Source organism: Bacteroides sp. MSK.20.12 (assembly GCF_019052435.1).
Lineage (GTDB): Bacteria > Bacteroidota > Bacteroidia > Bacteroidales > Bacteroidaceae > Bacteroides > Bacteroides xylanisolvens.
Map to the genome: position 1 here is coordinate 89,660 of NZ_JAHQVH010000008.1, position 15,563 is coordinate 105,222.

At 43.5% G+C, this 15,563-nt stretch carries 13 protein-coding genes and 1 pseudogene; 8 read left to right on the plus strand and 6 right to left on the minus strand.

The features are described from left to right. Nucleotides 1-14: 14 nt before the first annotated feature. A pseudogene (locus tag KTR06_RS24655) lies at nucleotides 15-158 on the minus strand (formylglycine-generating enzyme family protein); the annotation flags it as partial. 181 nt (nucleotides 159-339) lie between these two features. Between KTR06_RS24655 and KTR06_RS06430 the strand changes: the two are divergent. After that, nucleotides 340-1,398 (plus strand): linear amide C-N hydrolase, encoded by a 1,059-nt coding sequence (locus KTR06_RS06430; RefSeq protein ID WP_008024815.1) that lies wholly within the window; start codon nucleotides 340-342, stop codon nucleotides 1,396-1,398. A gap of 113 nt (nucleotides 1,399-1,511) precedes the next feature. On the opposite strand, the gene KTR06_RS06435 is transcribed toward KTR06_RS06430, so the two are convergent. Together KTR06_RS06435 and aroC are read right to left on the minus strand one after the other, a co-directional pair. Further along, nucleotides 1,512-2,876 carry a dipeptidase gene (locus KTR06_RS06435; protein WP_087318873.1) on the minus strand — a complete coding sequence of 455 codons (1,365 nt, stop codon included), beginning with the start codon at nucleotides 2,874-2,876 and terminating at the stop codon, nucleotides 1,512-1,514. Continuing rightward, nucleotides 2,876-3,952 (minus strand): chorismate synthase, encoded by a 1,077-nt coding sequence (gene aroC / locus KTR06_RS06440; RefSeq protein WP_008024813.1) that lies wholly within the window; start codon nucleotides 3,950-3,952, stop codon nucleotides 2,876-2,878. The genes KTR06_RS06435 and aroC overlap by 1 nt, the downstream gene beginning before the upstream one ends. A gap of 162 nt (nucleotides 3,953-4,114) precedes the next feature. Between aroC and KTR06_RS06445 the strand changes: the two genes are divergently transcribed. Next, nucleotides 4,115-4,681: a calycin-like domain-containing protein gene (locus KTR06_RS06445; protein WP_004299469.1), complete on the plus strand. Its 567-nt coding sequence runs from the start codon at nucleotides 4,115-4,117 to the stop codon at nucleotides 4,679-4,681. A gap of 94 nt (nucleotides 4,682-4,775) precedes the next feature. On the opposite strand, the gene KTR06_RS06450 is transcribed toward KTR06_RS06445, so the two are convergent. Both KTR06_RS06450 and KTR06_RS06455 read right to left on the minus strand, forming a co-directional pair. Then, on the minus strand, nucleotides 4,776-5,564 hold the full coding sequence (locus tag KTR06_RS06450) for a porin family protein (RefSeq protein WP_162613006.1): 789 nt from the start codon (nucleotides 5,562-5,564) through the stop codon (nucleotides 4,776-4,778). A 119-nt stretch (nucleotides 5,565-5,683) separates the two neighbouring features. Continuing rightward, nucleotides 5,684-6,769: a PCMD domain-containing protein gene (locus KTR06_RS06455; RefSeq protein WP_032843984.1), complete on the minus strand. Its 1,086-nt coding sequence runs from the start codon at nucleotides 6,767-6,769 to the stop codon at nucleotides 5,684-5,686. Between the two features lie 133 nt (nucleotides 6,770-6,902). Here KTR06_RS06455 and KTR06_RS06460 point away from each other — a divergent pair, with 133 nt between their 5' ends. Further along, nucleotides 6,903-8,189: a serine dehydratase subunit alpha family protein gene (locus KTR06_RS06460; protein WP_087318875.1), complete on the plus strand. Its 1,287-nt coding sequence runs from the start codon at nucleotides 6,903-6,905 to the stop codon at nucleotides 8,187-8,189. Nucleotides 8,190-8,337: 148 nt separating this feature from the next. Here the strand turns inward: KTR06_RS06460 and KTR06_RS06465 are convergent, their stop codons facing one another. Further along, entirely contained in the window at nucleotides 8,338-8,916 is a 579-nt protein-coding gene (locus KTR06_RS06465) for a peptidylprolyl isomerase (protein ID WP_004313581.1), read from the minus strand. Between the two features lie 481 nt (nucleotides 8,917-9,397). Here KTR06_RS06465 and ilvD point away from each other — a divergent pair, with 481 nt between their 5' ends. From ilvD to ilvC, 5 genes are all read left to right on the plus strand, one after another. After that, nucleotides 9,398-11,197: a dihydroxy-acid dehydratase gene (ilvD, locus tag KTR06_RS06470; protein WP_217290084.1), complete on the plus strand. Its 1,800-nt coding sequence runs from the start codon at nucleotides 9,398-9,400 to the stop codon at nucleotides 11,195-11,197. Nucleotides 11,198-11,321: 124 nt separating this feature from the next. Then, entirely contained in the window at nucleotides 11,322-13,016 is a 1,695-nt protein-coding gene (gene ilvB / locus KTR06_RS06475; RefSeq protein WP_008641137.1) for a biosynthetic-type acetolactate synthase large subunit, read from the plus strand. A gap of 56 nt (nucleotides 13,017-13,072) precedes the next feature. Next, on the plus strand, nucleotides 13,073-13,630 hold the full coding sequence (ilvN, locus tag KTR06_RS06480) for an acetolactate synthase small subunit (RefSeq protein ID WP_008641138.1): 558 nt from the start codon (nucleotides 13,073-13,075) through the stop codon (nucleotides 13,628-13,630). Nucleotides 13,631-13,635: 5 nt separating this feature from the next. Beyond that, nucleotides 13,636-14,379 carry an acyl-[acyl-carrier-protein] thioesterase gene (locus KTR06_RS06485; RefSeq protein WP_008641143.1) on the plus strand — a complete coding sequence of 248 codons (744 nt, stop codon included), beginning with the start codon at nucleotides 13,636-13,638 and terminating at the stop codon, nucleotides 14,377-14,379. A 67-nt stretch (nucleotides 14,380-14,446) separates the two neighbouring features. Next, nucleotides 14,447-15,490: a ketol-acid reductoisomerase gene (gene ilvC / locus KTR06_RS06490; protein WP_008024804.1), complete on the plus strand. Its 1,044-nt coding sequence runs from the start codon at nucleotides 14,447-14,449 to the stop codon at nucleotides 15,488-15,490. The last annotated feature ends 73 nt before the right edge of the window (nucleotides 15,491-15,563 follow it).

Here is a 15,563-nt window from a genome sequence, read left to right on the forward strand (position 1 = left end):
CATTTATACATAAGTTAGAGAGACACTACTAACCGCAACCCGTAATCAATATCCCACCGTTGTGGGGTCACTCCATAACGGCTGGTGACTTTACAGTATTTCTCGAAGGTGTAATAACTGCCTCCGCGTAATACTTTATGCATATCCTTTTCATTTATTTAATATCTATCGCTAGAAATGAGTTCTGCGATGATAACTATCATGCGTCGAAAACCAAAAACTTCCTCATTCACTGAATAAATTCTTTTTTTTCATTAAAATCATCTTTCTTGTAGGCAATAATCGTGGCATATTTGTTATTTATAAAATGAGAGTATCAATTATTTAAATAGAAAGAATATGAAGAAAAGATTAGTAGGAGTTGCATTGGTGTTGGCTGCCGTCTCTTTGGGGAGTATACAGCCTGTGGAAGCATGTACGCGTGCAGTATACATAGGTCCTGATCAGATGGTGATAACGGGGCGTACCATGGACTGGAAAGAAGATATCATGACGAATATCTATGTGTTTCCACGTGGTATTCAGCGTGCGGGACATAACAAGGATAAAACGGTGAACTGGACTGCCAAATACGGAAGTGTGATTGCCACAGGATATGATATTGGTACTTGCGATGGAATGAACGAGAAAGGATTGGTGGCGAGTCTGCTTTTCTTACCGGAATCCATTTACTCTCTTCCCGGTGATACCCGTCCGGCAATGGGAATCAGTATTTGGACACAGTACGTACTCGATAACTTTGCTACGGTACGCGAAGCCGTGGATGAACTGAAAAAAGAGACTTTCCGAATTGATGCTCCCCGTATGCCGAATGGAGGACCGGAATCTACCTTGCATCTGGCTATAACCGATGAAACTGGGAATACGGCTGTATTGGAATATCTGGATGGAAAATTGAGTATTCACGAAGGGAAAGAATACCGGGTGATGACAAATTCTCCCCGATATGACTATCAATTGGCTATTAATGATTATTGGAAAGAAATTGGTGGCTTACAGATGCTACCGGGAACAAATCGTGCGAGTGACCGCTTTGTTAGGGCTTCTTTCTACATTCATGCCATTCCGCAAACTGCTGATGCAAAAATTGCAGTTCCCAGTGTATTGAGTGTGATGCGTAATGTTTCTGTGCCATTTGGTATTAACACGCCGGAGAAGCCTTATATTTCTTCTACCCGTTGGCGTTCCGTTTCCGATCAGAAGAATAAAGTGTATTATTTCGAATCTACTTTGACACCGAATATGTTTTGGCTGGACTTGAAGAAAATAGATTTTAGTCCGAAAGCAGGGATTAAGAAATTGTCTCTGACAAAGGGAGAGATTTATGCAGGTGATGCAGTGAAAGATTTGAAAGACAGTCAATCATTCACTTTCCTTTTCCAGACTCCGGTCATGTAATTTGTTGGTATCTGTAAATATATAAAAAAAAACGGTGGACAGGTTTGTAATCAAACACTTGTCCATCGCTCTTTTTATATACCGTTTATAATTAGACTTTTTGTCTGTCCGCTTTATCGTCTGGCGTATTCTTGATGAAATTCAATGACTGCCTCTATCCCTTTACGGAAAATATCCAGTGAAAAGTTTTCGTTTGGTGAATGGATGGCGTCTGATTCCAAACCGAATCCCATCAATACAGTTTTGATTCCCAATACTTGTTCAAAAGTAGAAATGATAGGAATACTACCACCACGGCGTACTGCCAGCGGTTTCTTTCCGAAAGCAATTTCAAAGCCTTTTTCGGCAGCCTGATAAGCAGAAAGCGAAATCGGGCATACGTATCCTTGTCCTCCATGCATTGGAGTTACTTTCACCTGAACAGTTTCCGGAGCAATGCTTGAAATATACTCTGCAAACATCTGCGAAATCTTATGATGATCCTGATGCGGAACCAACCGGCAGGAAACTTTGGCATACGCCTTTGAAGGAAGTACGGTTTTAGAACCTTCTCCCGTATATCCGCCCCAAATGCCACATACGTCAAAAGACGGACGACAGCTGTTACGTTCCAATGTGCTGTATCCTTTTTCTCCGAAAAGCTCTTTTACGCCGATTGCTTCTTTGTATTTCTTTTCGTCAAAAGGAATATGCGCAATCATTTCCCGTTCGGCTTGCGGAACTTCTTCCACATCGTCATAGAATCCGGGAACGGTAATCCGTCCGTCAGCATCCGTCACCTTGCTGATAATCTGGCAAAGTGTGTTGATGGGATTAGCCACCGCACCGCCGAAATGTCCGGAATGTAAGTCCCGGTTCGGTCCGGTCACTTCTATTTCCCAATAAGCCAGTCCGCGAAGACCGGTTGTTAAAGACGGAAGTTCAGCTCCCAGCATACTCGTATCCGAGACAAGGATGACATCTGCTTTCAGTAACTCTTTGTGTTCTTCGCAGAAAGCCTCCAGGCTGGGTGAGCCTATTTCTTCTTCACCTTCGAAGATGAATTTTACATTATTCTTCAGCAAATCGTTTTTAAGCAGATACTCGAACGCCTTTACCTGGATGAATGATTGTCCTTTGTTGTCATCTGCTCCACGCGCCCAAATATATCCGTCCCGTATTTCCGGTTCGAACGGCTGGCTTTTCCAAAGCTCCAGCGGTTCGGCCGGCATTACATCGTAATGAGCATAAACCAATACAGTCTTTGCGTCCGGATCGACCATCTTTTGAGCGAAAACAATCGGATTACCCTTTGAGGGCATCACCAATGCTTCATCTGCTCCGGCTTCAAGTAACAACTGCGCCCAGCGTTCCGCACAAGCCAGCATATCATCGTGATGCTCCGGCAGAGCACTGATACTGGGGATGCGGATGAGGCTGAACAGGTCATTCATCATTTCCGGTTCGTGCGCTATTATGTATTTCTGAATTTCGTTCATTACAGTTGCGTCGTTTTATCCAGTAAGTAATAATCAAGTATAGTCATGGCGGCCATTGCTTCCACGATAGGCACGGCACGGGGCAGTACACAAGCGTCATGGCGTCCGCGTGCTTTCAGGGTGGTGTCGATACCATCAATGTTGACGGTTTCCTGTTCCATCAGCAACGTTGCAATCGGTTTGAATACTACACGGAAATAAATATCCTGACCATTACTCAATCCTCCCTGGATACCTCCGGAGTGGTTGGTATGTGTCTCGATGCGTCCGTTGTTATTATAGAAAACATCGTTCTGTTCGGAACCTTTCATTTTCAATCCCTTGAATCCTTCGCCGTATTCAAATGCTTTGGCAGCGTTGATACTTAACATGGCGTTGCCCAAGGCAGCGTGAAGTTTACCGAAAACAGGTTGTCCAAGTCCGATGGGGCATCCTTTGATGACGCAGGTCAGTGTGCCACCGATGGTGTCGCCTTCTCCTTTCACCTTATATATAAGGTCTGCCATTTCTTTTGCTTTTTCCGGGTCCGGACAACGTACATCGTTTGTTTCTATCAAATCAAGATCGTAATCCGAGTAAGTACCCTCCAATTTGATAGGACCTACCTGCGAAGTATAGGCAGTGATATTGATACCCAGTTGACGAAGTGCTAACTTAGCCAATGCGCCGGCTACCACGCGCGAAATCGTTTCGCGTGCGGAAGAACGTCCGCCGCCACGGTGGTCACGGATTCCGTACTTCACTGTGTACGTGTAATCAGCGTGTGAAGGACGATATACATTTTTCAGATTGTTGTAGTCATTGGAGTGTTGGTTTTCATTCCAAACGATAAAACCAATAGGGCATCCGGTGGATTTCCCTTCAAAAATACCTGAAAGAAACTCAACTTTATCAGCTTCTTTACGTGCAGTGGTAAGAATGGATTGTCCCGGACGGCGACGATTAAGTTCTTGTTGTACAAATTCTTCGTCGATGACAATTCCTGCCGGAAATCCGTCAATCACTCCTCCAACTCCTTTTCCATGAGACTCACCGAAACTTGTGAGCCGAAAGATATTGCCAAATGAATTAAACATAGTTGTGGCTTTTTTAAAATTACTATATGCAAATATAACAAAGTTTTCGATAAGAAAGTTGTGAACTCGAAATATCTTCGAAAAAGGAAGCATATTGAACCTTTTTTCTTCTTTTTAGTTTATAAGGGACGAAATTTATTATAATAACTAAACCAAAGACGTATGAAAAAGAATCTATTGTATTTATTGGCATTGGTCTGCTCTCTTACTTTCTTTGCTGCTTGTAGCAGTGACGATGACGACAGTGATAACAAGGATAATGGGAATCCTCCTGAAGAGGAAGCTGTGATAACGGCTCCGGATGTAGTCGGAACGTATTGGGGAAATCTGGATATATCCATGATACCGGATGGTTCTGACCAGGAAATTGTCATAGGAGATGGAATAGAGAAGTTTATTACCCTATCGCAGGTCAGCAATACGGAAGTGAAGATTGAACTGAAGGAGTTTGAATTGTTCATCAATCAACAGATTCTGAAGTTTGGAGATATTGTTGTTGATAAGTGTGAAGTGAAGAAAGGGGAAGGTGTGTCTACATTTACCGGACAGCAAGACCTTACGTTTGAGGGAAATGCCGCTGCTTTGGGTACTTGTCCTGTAACTGTTACAGGAACGGTAGAAGATGGAAATGCAGACATGACCATTAACGTGAAAGTGCCTACATTGCAACAGACTGTAAAGGTGACCTACTCCGGAGTGAAACAGGTGGCGGAGTCTGGTGGAAATTAATTTCTTGTTCACCACAGATTACACAGATTATTTATATTGATAGTCTATGACTTATAAATCAATCTGTGTTAATCTGTGTAATCTGTGGTGAGACTTAAAATGCGTACCCAAAACCTATATTCAAATAGATAGGATACATTGCAAAAGTGATTGTATTAAAATCGCTTTTAAATATATCGTTCAATCCCCAGGTGAGATCAGCATACACATTGAGGTGCTTGAAAGCTCGCCATCCGGCTCCCACCTGTAATCCCCACTGGAAATGTCTCAAGTCGTCCGAGAAATCGTAGGTTGCAATTTTGCCGTCGGTAAATTCTACTTTCGGACCGGTGGGATCATCTTCCCGCAAATATCCTTCGTACACATGACCTGAAAATTCTCTTGAAAGCAGATACGAGAAATAAGGTCCGGCTTTGATGTTCCATCGGTTACTTAGTTTGTAGGTAGCCATTAGAGGTATAGTCAGTCCGGCGGTATGTACTTTGGTTTTCACTCCGCCCGTCCATACTCCGCTGATTCTTTCACCTCCTTGTCCGAGAATTTCCATATTGTAATTTTTTACGGTGGCTTCGGTGATCATTGCTTTGTTTTCGAGCCGGAGTCCGACTATGATTCCGAGTTTGTTCTGAACGGCAATCCATTTGGTTACTTCGCCCCCTATGCTGATGGCCAGTGTCGGGTTATATCCGTCAATCGAACGGATTTCTACCGGAAGGGGAAGCGGGGCTGTGCCGCCAATGCTGAAACCTGCTTTAATCTCATATTCCAGTCCGTGAAGGGCGGAACGGATCAGTGTTTCATTTCGGTCTACCTGTGAATAGCCGGGGAGAGCTATTCCTATACAGGCTAGTAAACTGAATATATACGGATAGATTTTTATCATTATGATTGTTATAAAGTTATTTAATTCCGTTTGTTTGATAATGTGTACGTTTTGTATGAGTACATTGTTTGAGCGCATTATCAGCGTATTGCTATGGAAAATTCTTCTTCGAAATTCCGCTAATTTTCCGAGCGATAGATTAACTCTGCCTCGTCGATCAGTAATGTACTTCCGATTGCTCCGTTAAACTGATCTCCTTCCAGGCTTGAGGTGAACACGATGGCTATATTATATTTCCCATCCCTTAGCTTCTCCTTATCTATGAATTTTCCGGGGAGAGTGATGAAAGGAAGTTTAAAGTAAGTCCATTCGTTCGTTTCTTTGGCATTATTAATCCGTGCTGTTGAAATCAGGTTCGGACTGGTGAATGCATTCGTTCCGTCAAGAGTAGGAACAGATTCGCTGGTTTCGTACATGATGGCATATATGTCACAGATATCCCGTTTCCCGTTCACAGGTTTTCCTCCTTCTGTAAACTGATCTCCCGCTTTGTATTTATAATAACCTGCCAGATAAGTGGGTACATGCCGGAAAGGGAGGCCGAATTTAGTTGCTTTCAGAGGATTGCTCATAGCGTTATTCACATCGAAAGAGCCGATAAACAGATTTCCTGCCGCAATAGGCATTCCTGCTATCTGGCCGAAGAATCCGGTACTGCGTGTCACTAAGGAGAGGCATTTGCCGGCTTTTCCGTCTGTTATTTGGAAAGTGGGATAATCATCGGCTGTTTTAGCTACTCCGGTCATGGCATAACCCGCATTTCCGCTGGCCCATTCCATGACGACCTTATCTCCTTCGCGTTCCACAAATATGTAGTACTTCTTTCCGCCCAGTGTATCTTCGAAATTATAGTTTGTGGCAAGTTCCGTGTCGATCACTGATACGGTATACGTTTTCTTCCAAACACCATCGGCAGCTGTAACAGTATATTCCTGTGGGGTATTGAAGTTTCGCTCCGTGCCGCTAAGCGGACTGATCGCAGCTCCCGGAGTCAGTGTAAATTCAGGCTTGAGTTCTGAAATATCAGTTCCCGGACCAACAAAGATAGTTATGGAATTATTGTTAATAATAGGACTGGTTGTCATGGCTACTCCCGGTAGTATACAACTTAATATGTCTGCTTCTGCATTGAGAGCTTCTTCGCGGATACATGAAGAGGAAACAATAGCTAGTAGCAAATAAACAACTATGTGTTTTGCTTTCATTTTTCTATCAATTCTTTCTGTTAAAGTTTGGTGTATGGGAGATTTTATAACAATATGAGATTTTATTTGTTCATTATAGAATGTTGGAAAAGAAAGAATTTCTTATTTTTGTGGAACCAAAACTTATAAGTCCATGACTGAATCAGAAAGAAGGCAAATTATAGAATTGATTAAGAAGGAGGTCATTCCGGCTATCGGATGTACGGAACCTATCGCAGTAGCGCTTTGTGTAGCTAAAGCTGCCGAAACACTGGGAGCGAAACCGGAAAAGATAGAAGTCCTGTTAAGTGCTAATATATTAAAGAATGCCATGGGAGTCGGAATACCGGGAACGGGTATGGTCGGGCTTCCCATAGCGGTTGCTTTGGGGGCGTTGATTGGCAAATCAGATTATCAGTTGGAGGTGTTGAGGGATTGTACGCCGGAAGCGGTGGAACAGGGAAAACAATTCATCGCAGAAAAACGGATTTGTATTTCTCTAAAAGAAGATATTACGGAAAAGCTTTATATCGAAGTGATCTGTAAAACGGAAGATAAAACGGCTAAAGCCATCATTGCCGGTGGACATACTACCTTTATATATATAGCCAAAGATGAACAAACGTTGCTCGACAAGCAACAAACAGTCAGCGAGGAAGAGGAAGAGGCTTCGCCCGAACTAAACTTGCGTAAAGTATATGACTTTGCACTGACTGCTCCGCTGGATGAAATCCGTTTCATCCTTGACACAGCCCGTTTGAACAAAGCTGCTGCCGAGCAAGCCTTTAAAGGTAACTACGGACATTCTTTAGGGAAAATGCTTCGGGGAACTTATGAGCATAAAGTGATGGGGGATAGCGTGTTTTCTCATATCCTCTCTTATACGTCGGCTGCCTGTGACGCTCGTATGGCCGGTGCTATGATTCCTGTAATGAGTAATTCCGGCAGTGGTAATCAGGGAATATCCGCTACACTTCCTGTCGTTGTCTTTGCAGAAGAAAACGGAAAAAGTGAAGAAGAACTGATCCGTGCTTTAATACTTAGCCATCTCACTGTTATATATATCAAACAAAGTTTGGGACGTCTGTCTGCTTTGTGTGGTTGTGTGGTAGCTGCCACAGGTTCCAGTTGTGGAATCACCTGGTTAATGGGAGGAAACTACAATCAGGTTGCTTTCGCTGTTCAAAACATGATTGCCAATTTGACAGGAATGATTTGTGACGGTGCAAAACCGAGTTGTGCCTTGAAGGTAACCACCGGAGTTTCGACAGCCGTACTGTCTGCCATGATGGCAATGGAAGACCGTTGTGTGACTTCCGTAGAAGGAATTATAGATGAAGATGTAGACCAAAGTATCCGTAACCTGACAAGAATCGGCTCGCAAGCCATGAACGAAACGGATAAAATGGTACTTGACATCATGACGCACAAAGGATGCTGATTTTAAGTATTAAGTATCAAGTATTAAGTATCAAGTATTAGGCATTAAGTATTAGCCGGAATGACGGCATAAAAAAAGTATTAAGTATTAAAACTCCGGCTATATCCGCACGGAATTAATACTTAATACTTTATACTTAATACTTCAATTAATGACAGTGTCCGCCTTCGCAACCGCAGTCGTCGCCACAGCCATCACCGCAGCTGTCGCATCCGCAACCGCAACCACCTTCGCCACTCATCATTTTCACCAATTCCTGGATTTCTTCGTTGGTAGCAGGACGGCTTTCCAGTATTTCACCTTCGAAAATCAGGTCGGCACCAGCCAACGGGTGATTGAGGTCAACTACTACAACATCCGGTTTAATTTCTACTACGCTGGCATTCACGCGCTGACCGTCGCCAGTCATCAAAGGTACGATGTTACCTTCTTTAATACGTTCGCTGTCAAACTTGCCATCTATTTCAAAAATATTTTTGGGGAGGTCAATAACGTGTTGTTCATCATATTGTCCGTAAGCCTTATCTGCCGGAATGGTAAAATCAAATTTATCACCTTTAGAAAGAGCAGTTATCTGATTTTCGAAATCTTCGAGTGTTGTTCCTAATCCTGAAATGAATTGAAAGGGATGTTCTGCTTTTGCTTCTTCGAACAACTCTTTTTCACCATCTTCCATTGTATATAGTTTGTATGCAACGGTAATGTACTTGTTTTCTACTGTTTCCATCTGATCTTTTTTGTTTCTGATTAATAATTCCCGTAAATACGGGTCTACAAAGATACGAATTATTTGCTTGTACTCCGGTATAGGGAGGGTAAATTTCAGATTATTAAGTGCTTTTGTCAGAAAAAGGAAGTGAGGTGCGCAGTTAGATAATAGTTGTAAATTCAACCTTTAAGTGATAAAATAGAGAAATAATACCTCTCTTTTCTTACAATTATTCGCTTTTAAGTGATTTTTTTCTTCGATTTGTTTGGATATAATAAAAAAGCCCTTACCTTTGCAGCACGAAAATAAAGAAAAGAAGATATGAATATGTTACATACATCTATTAACCTAGCAGTCCTGCATATTATTCGCGTCGTGGTGGTCCCATCAAGAGCGTGAGAAAGGTTTTTGTGTTGTATGTGTTCGTACCATAAAAGATAGAATTTAGAGCCTTTCTCACTTGTGTGAGGAAGGCTCTTTAATTAAAAGATAGATTGAAATGAAAAAGCAATTACGCAGTTCGTTTAGTACACAAGGCCGTCGGATGGCGGGAGCCCGTGCATTGTGGGCAGCCAACGGCATGAAGAAGAATCAGATGGGTAAACCCATTATCGCTATCGTCAATTCGTTCACACAGTTTGTCCCGGGGCATGTACACCTACATGAAATCGGTCAGCTGGTGAAGGCAGAGATTGAGAAGCTGGGATGCTTCGCTGCGGAATTCAATACAATAGCTATCGACGATGGTATAGCAATGGGACATGACGGTATGCTTTATTCGCTTCCTTCACGTGACATCATTGCAGACAGCGTAGAATATATGGTCAATGCGCACAAGGCAGATGCAATGGTATGTATCAGCAATTGCGATAAGATCACTCCCGGAATGTTGATGGCGGCTATGCGTCTGAATATCCCTGCCGTATTTGTATCGGGTGGTCCAATGGAAGCGGGAGAATGGAATGGTCAGCACCTGGATTTGATCGATGCGATGATTAAATCGGCCGACGAAAGTGTTAGCGATCAGGAAGTAGCGAATATCGAGCAAAATGCTTGTCCTACTTGCGGATGCTGCTCCGGTATGTTTACCGCCAACTCGATGAACTGCCTGAATGAAGCAATCGGACTGGCTCTTCCCGGCAACGGAACCATTGTAGCGACACACGAAAACCGTACGCAACTTTTCAAAGACGCTGCGGAACTGATCGTGAAAAATGCAAAATTATATTATGAAGAAGGAGACGAAAGTGTACTTCCCCGTAGCATCGCTACCCGTCAGGCTTTCCTGAACGCCATGACGCTGGATATAGCAATGGGGGGATCTACCAATACGGTTCTTCACTTGTTGGCCGTTGCGCACGAAGCAGAGGTAGACTTCAAGATGGATGATATCGACATGCTTTCCCGCAAGGCTCCTTGTCTCTGCAAGGTGGCTCCCAATACACAGAAATATCATATTCAAGATGTAAACCGTGCCGGTGGTATCATTGCCATTATGGACGAACTGGCAAAGGGAGGTTTGATAGATACATCCGTTCGCCGGGTAGACGGAATGTCACTGGCAGAAGCCATTAACGAATATTCAATCACCAGCCCGAATGTGAGCGAAAAAGCAATTAAGAAATATTCGAGCGCAGCCGGAAATAAATTCAATCTCGTACTTGGTTCACAAGGTATGTACTATAAGGAACTGGATAAGGACCGTGCAAACGGATGTATCCGTGACTTGGAACATGCTTACAGTAAAGACGGCGGACTGGCCGTATTGAAAGGCAATATTGCTCAAGATGGTTGTGTAGTAAAAACAGCAGGTGTAGACGAAAGTATCTGGAAGTTTACCGGACCTGCCAAAGTATTTGATTCGCAAGAAGCAGCCTGTGAAGGCATCCTCGGAGGTCGAGTCGTCAGTGGCGACATCGTCGTCATCACGCACGAAGGTCCGAAGGGTGGTCCCGGTATGCAGGAAATGCTTTATCCTACCTCTTATATAAAATCCCGTCATCTCGGAAAAGAATGTGCTTTGATTACCGACGGACGTTTCAGCGGTGGAACTTCCGGATTGAGTATCGGACATATTTCTCCTGAAGCGGCAGCTGGAGGCAATATCGGAAAAATTGTAGACGGAGACATTATCGAAATCGATATTCCGGCCCGGAAGATTAACGTGCGACTGACGGATGAAGAACTGGCGGCCCGTCCGATGACTCCTGTCACTCGTGATCGTTATGTACCGAAGAGCCTGAAGGCGTATGCCAGCATGGTAAGCTCTGCCGATAAGGGAGCAGTGAGAATTATATAATATAGTTGGTGATAGTTGATAGGTAATAGTTAGCTGCGCAGCACTTAGCGCAATGATTGTAAACCATTCATTTTCAACTGTCATTTCTCAACTATCATTTATCATTTATCAACTATCAACTAATATGAAAGATTTAATAACAGGTGCAGAGGCTTTGATGCGCTCCTTGGAACATCAGGGAGTGACTACCATCTTTGGTTACCCCGGTGGTTCTATTATGCCGGTATTCGATGCCTTGTACGATCATCAAAATATATTGAACCATATCTTGGTTCGTCACGAACAGGGAGCCGCCCATGCCGCACAAGGTTATGCCCGTGTATCGGGTGATGTAGGTGTTTGCCTGGTGACGAGCGGGCCCGGAGCAACCAATACGGTAACAGGCATTGCGGATGCGATGATCGATAGTACGCCTATCGTAGTGATTGCCGGACAGGTAGGAACAGGCTTTCTTGGGACCGATGCTTTTCAGGAAGTTGACTTGGTAGGTATCACCCAGCCAATCACTAAATGGAGTTATCAGATTCGCCGTGCGGAAGATGTAGCCTGGGCGGTAGCACGTGCGTTTTACATTGCTCGTAGTGGTCGTCCGGGGCCGGTGGTACTGGACTTTGCTAAAAATGCGCAAGTAGAGAAAACGAAATACGAACCGACGAAAGTCGATTTTATCCGTAGTTATGTTCCTGTTCCCGATACGGATGAGGAGTCTGTACAGGCTGCTGCCGAACTGATTAATAACGCTGAACGTCCGCTTGTATTGGTTGGACAAGGTGTTGAACTGGGAAATGCACAGAGCGAATTGCGTGAGTTTATCGAAAAAGCGGATATGCCTGCGGGTTGTACGCTGCTCGGGCTTTCGGCTTTGCCGACAGAACATCCGTTGAATAAAGGTATGTTGGGTATGCACGGCAATCTGGGACCGAATATCAATACCAATAAATGCGATGTGCTGATTGCTGTCGGTATGCGTTTTGACGACCGTGTGACCGGTAATTTGGCTACTTACGCCAAACAGGCAAAAGTGATTCATTTTGATATCGATCCTGCGGAAGTTAATAAGAATGTAAAGGTAGATGTAGCTGTATTGGGAGATTGCAAGGAAACACTGGCTTCTGTGACGAAACTTCTGAAAAAGAACACTCATACCGAATGGATTGATAGCTTCAAAGAATATGAGAAAGTAGAGGAGGAAAAAGTAATCCGTCCTGAACTTCATCCTGCCACAAACTCTTTGAGTATGGGGGAAGTGGTACGTGCGGTAAGCAATGCCACTCAACATGAAGCAGTTTTGGTAACAGATGTAGGTCAAAATCAGATGATATCTGCACGTTACTTCAAATATACGAAAGAACGCAGTATCATCACTTCCGGAGGACTTGGAACTATGGGCTTCGGTCTTCCCGCAGCTATCGGGGCAACTTTTGGAGCACCGGAACGTACCGTATGCGTATTTATGGGAGATGGTGGACTGCAAATGAATATTCAGGAGTTGGGTACGATTATGGAGCAGAAAGCTCCGGTGAAAATTATCTGCCTGAATAATAATTACCTCGGAAACGTACGCCAGTGGCAAGCTATGTTCTTCAATCGCCGCTATTCGTTTACTCCGATGTTGAATCCGGATTATATGAAGGTTGCTTCGGCTTATGATATTCCTTCCAAACGTGCTTTCACCCGTGAAGAACTGAAAGAAGCTATTGCAGAAATGCTGGCGACAGATGGTCCGTTCCTGCTCGAAGCGTGCGTAGTGGAAGAAGGCAATGTTTTGCCAATGACTCCTCCGGGTGGTTCGGTCAATCAGATGCTGTTGGAATGCTAGGAGAAGTTGAATATTGAGAATGGAAGATTGAAAGTTCGCAATTAAAATTTAGGATTATGAGTGACAAGACATTATATACGATAATAGTTCATTCCGAAAATATAGCCGGATTGCTGAATCAGGTAACTGCTGTATTTACTCGTCGGCAAATCAACATCGAGAGTCTGAATGTATCTGCTTCTTCTATTAAAGGTGTACACAAGTATACGATTACAGCTTTGACGGATAAGGACACCATTGAGAAGGTAGTGAAACAGATCGAAAAGAAGATCGATGTGATTCAGGCACATTATTTCACCGAGGATGAAATATACTTCCATGAGATTGCACTATATAAGGTATCTACTCCTGCTTTTCAGGAAACTCCGGAAGCATCCAAGCTGATTCGTAGATACAATGCACGTATAGTGGAAGTCAATCCGGTATTTTCTATTGTCGAGAAAAATGGAATGAGCGAAGATATAACTTCGCTCTATGGTGAACTGAAGGCTTTGAATTGTGTTTTGCAGTTTGTTCGTTCGGGACGTGTAGCGATTACTACCAGCTGCTTTGAACGGGTGAATGAGTTTCTCGATGGACGGGAAGCTATGTATAACCAAAGTAAGAACCAATAAGAATAATGAGTGAAGAAAATAGAATAGGGACTTATCAGTTTGTGGCAGAACCGTTCCATGTTGACTTCAACGGACGTCTGACTATGGGGGTACTGGGAAATCATCTGCTGAATTGTGCAGGTTTTCACGCCAATGACCGTGGTTTTGGTATTGCAACGCTGAATGAGGACAATTATACATGGGTGCTTTCACGTCTGGCTATTGAGTTGGATGAAATGCCTTATCAGTATGAGAATTTCTCGGTTCAGACGTGGGTGGAAAATGTCTACCGTTTGTTTACGGACCGTAATTTTGCTATCCTCGATAAGGATGGAAAGAAGATTGGTTACGCCCGTTCCGTATGGGCAATGATTAATCTCAATACCCGCAAGCCGGCCGACTTGCTGACCTTGCACGGAGGAAGTATCGTAGACTATGTTTGTGATGAACCTTGCCCTATTGAAAAGCCTTCACGCATCAAAGTGACAAGCGATCAGCCGATAGCTACCCTGACGGCAAAATACAGTGATATAGATATTAACGGTCATGTGAACAGCATCCGTTACATCGAGCATATCCTTGATTTGTTCCCGATTGAGCTGTATAAGACCAAACGTATCCGTCGTTTTGAAATGGCGTATGTGGCGGAAAGCTATTTTGGTGATGAACTCTCTTTCTTCTGCGATGAAGTGAACGCAAGCGAGTTTCATGTAGAAGTGAAGAAGAATGGCAGCGAAGTTGTTTGCCGCTCGAAAGTGATATTTGAATAAATGTGAGAATATAAAATCAATTAATAACGGATGGCGTAAGTCATCAAAAACTAAAAACAAAAAGAAAATGGCACAGTTGAATTTTGGAGGTACTACTGAAACTGTAGTAATCCGTGACGAATTTCCATTGGAAAAAGCTCGTGAAGTATTGAAAAATGAAACAATCGCTGTAATCGGTTATGGCGTACAGGGTCCTGGACAGGCACTGAACTTGCGTGATAACGGTTTCAATGTAATCGTTGGTCAACGTGAAGGAAAAACATACGATAAAGCAGTAGCAGACGGATGGGTTCCGGGTGAAACTTTGTTCGGCATCGAAGAAGCTTGCGAGAAAGGTACTATTGTAATGTGTCTGTTGTCTGACGCAGCAGTAATGTCAGTATGGCCTACTATCAAGCCTTACCTGACTGCCGGAAAAGCTCTTTATTTCTCACACGGTTTTGCTATCACTTGGAACGACCGTACAGGTGTAGTTCCTCCTGCTGATATCGACGTTATCATGGTTGCTCCTAAAGGGTCGGGTACATCTTTGCGTACTATGTTCCTCGAAGGACGTGGCTTGAACTCTTCTTATGCTATCTATCAGGATGCTACAGGCAAGGCTTACGAAAGAACCATCGCACTGGGTATCGGTATCGGTTCTGGTTATCTGTTCGAAACAACTTTCCAACGTGAAGCTACTTCTGACTTGACAGGTGAACGTGGTTCATTGATGGGGGCTATCCAAGGTTTGTTGCTGGCACAGTACGAAGTATTGCGTGAAAACGGTCATACTCCTTCTGAAGCATTCAATGAAACAGTGGAAGAACTGACACAGTCGTTGATGCCGTTGTTCGCAAAGAACGGTATGGACTGGATGTACGCTAACTGCTCTACTACTGCTCAACGTGGTGCTCTCGATTGGATGGGCCCATTCCACGATGCTATCAAACCGGTAGTTGAAAAGTTGTATAACAGTGTGAAGACTGGTAACGAAGCACAGATTTCTATCGACAGTAATTCACAACCTGATTATCGTGAAAAATTGAACGAAGAACTCCGTCAATTACGCGAGAGCGAAATGTGGCAGACTGCTGTAACTGTTCGTAAACTTCGTCCGGAGAATAATTAAACTGGATAAATTATACAAGTTTTAAGAGGGGAGAGAGCAAATAGTTCTCTCCTTTTTTATTGGAAATACATTG

What these genes read in the sequence shown, in the direction of transcription:
- aroC (WP_008024813.1), bottom strand. Translation starts at nt 3,952, where the DNA reads ATGTTTAATTCATTTGGCAATATCTTTCGGCTCACAAGTTTCGGTGAG.
- KTR06_RS06455 (WP_032843984.1), bottom strand. Translation starts at nt 6,769, where the DNA reads ATGAAAGCAAAACACATAGTTGTTTATTTGCTACTAGCTATTGTTTCC.
- KTR06_RS06460 (WP_087318875.1), top strand. Translation starts at nt 6,903, where the DNA reads ATGACTGAATCAGAAAGAAGGCAAATTATAGAATTGATTAAGAAGGAG.
- KTR06_RS06450 (WP_162613006.1), bottom strand. Translation starts at nt 5,564, where the DNA reads ATGATAAAAATCTATCCGTATATATTCAGTTTACTAGCCTGTATAGGA.
- ilvB (WP_008641137.1), top strand. Translation starts at nt 11,322, where the DNA reads ATGAAAGATTTAATAACAGGTGCAGAGGCTTTGATGCGCTCCTTGGAA.
- KTR06_RS06445 (WP_004299469.1), top strand. Translation starts at nt 4,115, where the DNA reads ATGAAAAAGAATCTATTGTATTTATTGGCATTGGTCTGCTCTCTTACT.
- KTR06_RS06435 (WP_087318873.1), bottom strand. Translation starts at nt 2,876, where the DNA reads ATGAACGAAATTCAGAAATACATAATAGCGCACGAACCGGAAATGATG.
- ilvC (WP_008024804.1), top strand. Translation starts at nt 14,447, where the DNA reads ATGGCACAGTTGAATTTTGGAGGTACTACTGAAACTGTAGTAATCCGT.
- KTR06_RS06485 (WP_008641143.1), top strand. Translation starts at nt 13,636, where the DNA reads ATGAGTGAAGAAAATAGAATAGGGACTTATCAGTTTGTGGCAGAACCG.
- KTR06_RS06430 (WP_008024815.1), top strand. Translation starts at nt 340, where the DNA reads ATGAAGAAAAGATTAGTAGGAGTTGCATTGGTGTTGGCTGCCGTCTCT.
- KTR06_RS06465 (WP_004313581.1), bottom strand. Translation starts at nt 8,916, where the DNA reads ATGGAAACAGTAGAAAACAAGTACATTACCGTTGCATACAAACTATAT.
- ilvN (WP_008641138.1), top strand. Translation starts at nt 13,073, where the DNA reads ATGAGTGACAAGACATTATATACGATAATAGTTCATTCCGAAAATATA.
- ilvD (WP_217290084.1), top strand. Translation starts at nt 9,398, where the DNA reads ATGAAAAAGCAATTACGCAGTTCGTTTAGTACACAAGGCCGTCGGATG.